At 49.0% G+C, this 4932-nt stretch carries 4 protein-coding genes; 3 read left to right on the top strand and 1 reads right to left on the bottom strand.

Annotated elements, in window-relative coordinates; all coding sequences use genetic code 11:
* The 3 genes from VE954_RS34895 to VE954_RS34885 form a co-directional block, all read left to right on the top strand.
* The coding region (locus VE954_RS34895) for a transposase (RefSeq protein WP_324961801.1) at nt 1–288 on the top strand (288 nt) is incomplete at its 5' end.
* Nucleotides 206–928, top strand: a complete 723-nt coding sequence (locus VE954_RS34890; protein ID WP_324961799.1) for a TonB-dependent receptor domain-containing protein — start codon at nt 206–208, stop codon at nt 926–928. The genes VE954_RS34895 and VE954_RS34890, both read left to right, overlap by 83 nt.
* Nucleotides 929–942: 14 nt before the next feature.
* A complete protein-coding gene (locus VE954_RS34885; RefSeq protein ID WP_324961797.1) occupies nt 943–1140 on the top strand; it encodes a hypothetical protein in 198 nt (65 codons plus the stop codon).
* Nucleotides 1141–1327: 187 nt separating this feature from the next.
* Here VE954_RS34885 and VE954_RS34880 read toward each other — a convergent pair whose 3' ends face one another.
* The gene (locus VE954_RS34880; RefSeq protein WP_324961795.1) at nt 1328–4504 is read right to left on the bottom strand and encodes a hypothetical protein; all 3177 of its coding nucleotides are present in this window, start codon (nt 4502–4504) and stop codon (nt 1328–1330) included.
* Nucleotides 4505–4932 lie beyond the last annotated feature (428 nt).

Below are 4932 nucleotides of genomic sequence, written 5' to 3'. Positions count from 1 at the left end.
CAACATGCTGCAGGCGGCCCAAAAAATCAGGACTCCGCCCTGGGTCGATCCAAAGGCGGATTGACCAGCAAGGTTCATATGCTGACCGATGCGCATGGAAATCCTAAAAGCTTTGAAGTGACCGAAGGGAACGCACATGATATGCGAATGGCTGAAAGTTTATCGGCTCGATCGTCAGCCGACATCGTGATTGCGGACAAAGGCTATGATTCCAAGCCTCTTCGAGACGCGCTGCTCGGTTCTGGCAAAATCCCCATTCAAAGCGCCGAGCCTTCGGAACATCTATGATGGAGAAGGCCGTTTCTATACGTCGGTTCGTGACCTCCGCAAGTGTGAAGAGGCCAAGGCCGATAATAATGAAACCGCGATCAAGCGTTTCTGTAACAGTGATAACTCGGTTGAAACCGTCGCCAGCGGCAACAAAGATCTCGAAGCAGAAAAATCGGAAAACTGGGGTCTGGGCTTTGCGTATGAACCTGTTCAAGGCACTGGCCTCAGCTTCGATTACTGGAACAGCAAGATCCTGGATCAGATCGAAAATGCAACCGCCATCGACATCATGCAACTTGAATTGGAAGGTCGCCCACTGCCCAAGGGCATCGTTATCGAGCGCGCAGAGAGTGTCGATGGCAAGCTCGGTGAAGTGATTCGCCTGACCAACCCGGTTACCAACCTGTCTGAAGTGCGAGCCAGCGGCATTGAAGCCAAAGCCTATACCTCGGTCCCAACAGAATTTGGCCGCTTCGGTCTGAACAGCGACTATACATATACCCTGAGCTATAAATCCAAGCCTCTGCCGACAGCTGGCTACAAGGAATTGATCGATGAGAATCCACGCTGGCGCTGGAACAACACGTTCCTCTACTCGCTGGCAAACGTGGACTACTCGCTGACCATCAGCAGATCAGCAAATACCGGAAGGAAGTAAGTTCGGCTGGTTATGTGGGTTCCTTCAGCGTTTGGAATGCCAACGTCACGATCAACCATCCGTGGAATGGCAGCATCAACCTCGGTGGCCAGAATATCCTGAACACGCAGTATCCTTACGATGATACGGCTGGTTACGACAATGGCATTAATGGAACGCTTTACAGCCTCCAGGGTCCGAGCTGGTACGTGGGCTTTGATCAAAAAATCTAAGTTTCATTCCGCACTCGCCTCAAAAGGCCCGATCCGATGGGATCGGGCCTGCGAAGCTTTCATACAAAGTTTCAAAGCTTAAGACTAACGAAACCCAGACCCAAGGTTTGGGTTTTTTTGTGAGTCCAGACCGTTAAGGTTTCAGGGTATAGGTAACCTTGGATGAACCGGTGGACAAGGTAATCGATCAATTTCCATCTATGTCGATTAAAGGCTTGTACAACGGGCTCTTCCGAATTTGAGCGTCGAACCATTCCGGATGCACTTCAAAACGTTTGAGGTAAAACCCAGGTTCGCTATCCCATTCGACATAAAATCCACTGAATTCATCGGCAAATATAAACGTGTCAGGTGATACCCAGAAGGTCTCATTATCTGCATCGATCACCTTGCCATCCACGCCTAGTAATTGGAGTGGCGCAAAAGGTCGGCTTTGGATGCTACCGCTTTGGAGATCCAGCGCGAACAGGTTAACCCGGCTTGTGCCGTTTGTTTTCTTACGAAGCAGAACTGACCCCTCGTTCTCGCAAAATTCGTAGCGATATTCCTCGGGATAAGTAACATCGGGCATGAATTCCAGAGTTCGAAGGTCAATTCGATGAATGATATTCGATTTGGAGTTTTCGTGATAGAAGAACACGTTGTCCTTCACACATGCCGTGACCCCCAGCTTATATTGAATCGGCAAAGTCTTCGTGAGATTAAATTTCAGGTCGTAGACATCCAAAGCCGAATGCCTGCCATCCAATCGGGAAAGCATCAGGCGTGATGGATGACCCGCGCCCGTTGTATCACCTTTGAAAACTCTTGGGTCAATGACCCACGATGAGCCCGCTTTTCGCATAAAACTGGCATAAGGACTGATGAAATCCCGATTGTGCGTCTGACTCACAAAGGTGACAGTTTCAAGGCGGGAATTGACGTCAAACTTTTCAGGCAGAAACGGCAGAGAGCCAATGACCACGTTATCCCCGGTGCGAGGCTGCCACTGGAGCACCGATTTGTCCTGAGCGATCAGAAAAACGGTGTCCTTATCATAGATAAAATAGGCTTTCAAGGGCACGGGACTTGTCCACGTCCGTTTAAGTTCATTGTCCTCATCATGCCAAACCATTTCGCGGGTTCGATCGCTATAGTCGATACGAGTGTGACTGGCTTTATCAAATAAGCATGAACCCACACCACAAACATTTGGGTGGAGCCGTAGGTCTTTATGGGCATCGGCATTGGCATGAATTTCTAAACTGTCATCAGACGTGATCAAGGCAATTTCATTGTCATCTTCGGCAGCCAGCCAGCTGCGGATGTTGCTGGCCGTAGAAAACTGTCGAAAGTATAAATCGGGCTCGTGAGCCAAGGATTTCACACTTCCGCTTTGCTTTACGACTAACGTACCCAGATCAAAGTTTTCGAACACATTTCCCTGGATCACTTGAAGGGAATGGGGGATTTTCGGGTGCTTTTGTATTTTCGTGAGCGAATCAGCGGAAGTTTCAAAGGGAAGGATTTTAGGATCGCGAAGATCGAAGATAAAAAGCGTGCCTCCGGAGCGTGTTATCGTCGTCATTGCCAAATAAGGAAAGTTCGGATCGATTGGCAAAGCGATTTCCTGAGGCACCAGATCCTGATGGCGAGACGTCTCGGCTAGAAAATCCTGGATAGAGTCGCGCTTGCACGGCTTGTCTAAAGGCCGTATCAGGAGACCATCGTACGGACAGTCGTTCATTAAGGTGAGTTCCTTACGGCCACTGACTAAATCAATTCGCAGGGAGTTAGGTCCGTCCAATAACTGGACCTCTCGACCATCCGCGCTAAATTGAAGCTGGGAAAATAATGGGATAACCAATGGATCAATCATGGATATATCAAATTCACGATCTCTATTCGTTTGCATGAGATCAATGAAGCGAAGCTGCCTCTCATTCGCGATGGCCAGCATCGACTCCTTGGCATCAGTCCCTATTATGTATTCAAAGTCAGCTGGGAAGGGCAGGCTGCGTTCACGAATCGATCCTTGGTAAACATCAATCCGTTTTCCCTGCTCGAGCAGTAGAAATCGATTCTTTCCAAGATAAATAACAGATTCCAGGTCCATTTTCAGGCTGGTCCTCTGATAGTTTTCAAAAATGTCGAGCTGTTTATTATTGGGATTGACGATCAGGTAGAAGTTATCCGCTACGGATCCAAAAAGCTCCAGATCTTCCATGCTGCCTTCATCCGTGATTTTCTGTCGCCAGCGCAGGGAGCTCTTGGAAAGTCTTCTAAAATTGCCAAGCAGTTTCCAGTAGACCTCGCGGAGCTCCGACTTCAACGTCAGGCGTTTGGCGAGGTGAACAAGTTTTTGGTAAGCATTGAATCCCTCAAATTTCTGCTCATTATCCATGTACGCATTGAATTGCTGGCTGAGCAGTTTGATTTGATCGATGATGTCACTGTGAAAAACAGCCACCGCTTGTTTGTGTTGGGAAGAACGGTTTCCCGCAGCATCAACCGCGAAATAGCTCAAGTCCCACATCCCCTCCTCAGGCGCCACATAGGTGCTGGTGTTGATGTAGTCAGTTTCTGCACATGCAGCTGCAGGTACCGATTCGTCGTCTCGTCTTTTCGCGCAGACAAAGACCTGAGTCGGTGAAGAATCAGTAAAGGCCAGATCAATCGCCTGTCCAGGACGAGCTTGGGTGAGTGACATCGGTGGGATGATTTTGACAGAAGGCTTGTCCCTGTCCACGCTGAATTCACAGCGTTGAGGTGGCTCTTTGGCTTCCGGCATGAACGCATCAAAATTTCGAATCGAAAGGCTAAAGCTCCCCTCTTTCAAATCCAAGGGGATGTTCTTGATCCCGTTATGAAGCGCGATTTGTTTTGTGAAAATGATGTTTTGTTGACGATCAGACAGCTGCACCTCCGCAAACGGCAGCTGTGCTTTCCTTTCATCAGAGCTTTGGATTCTTATGGGTACCGCGTCGTTGACGATGTTCGTTGGGTTACACTGAATTCGCAGCATGGGTTGGACGAGAGGATCGGCGTTTTCGAATTCCCGGAAAGATAGTCCGGCACCCAGGTCCTCAACCCGAAGTGTCAAGCCCAGTTGGGAGGCCTTTTTGTCACGAAGGTAAAGGTCGCCAGTCGCGGCCGCAGGCAGAATGATGCAGCCTTTGTCGGTGCGCTCCAGCGTTATCTGGGAGCCGTTCCTGCTTAGGAGTAGCGCTTCAATTTCGGTGGCGTTGTCAATGGACAGGAATTTCTCGGTGACAGTCGGTTCGCGGCCGCAGACGATCCTGGTTTTATGAACATCGTTTTGAAGTCTAGAGCAGGAAAGAAGGAGAACTGCGAGAGCAAGGATGAAAGCAGCATGGTTCTTCATTTACACCCTCGTGACTTATCAAGAGGGCCTATATAGAAGGAATATACGGGTTTGTCAACCCCACAGCAGCCTCCCGTTCGGGTTATATGTCATTGAAATTACCGTTGAATATTCCGATGGTTCAATGTTCCAGGTTTGACCCTAAGTCCCAAAACCTGGAGCGTGGACATCCATTGCCCTCGCGCACCCTGGTTGCCACCACTGGCCACGCGAACGTTGCATATGCAACATGCTCATTAACTTTAAATAATAGCTGGTTTGGGCGTGTACTCAATTGACACAATCAGCTGAAGTTGTTAGATAAATCAAGTTTTCTCTGTGACATGGATGTCGCGAGGTAGGCATGGTAAGGCTACATTTGGGTGATGCTCGATGGCATTGCTTGCGCAATCTTCTTCTGGGTCATGGAATTTACGATAAAGGCAATC

This window comes from Oligoflexus sp., from assembly GCF_035638955.1.
In the GTDB taxonomy this organism is placed as follows: Bacteria; Bdellovibrionota_B; Oligoflexia; order Oligoflexales; family Oligoflexaceae; genus Oligoflexus.
This window is presented reverse-complemented; position numbering and strand designations above follow the sequence as displayed.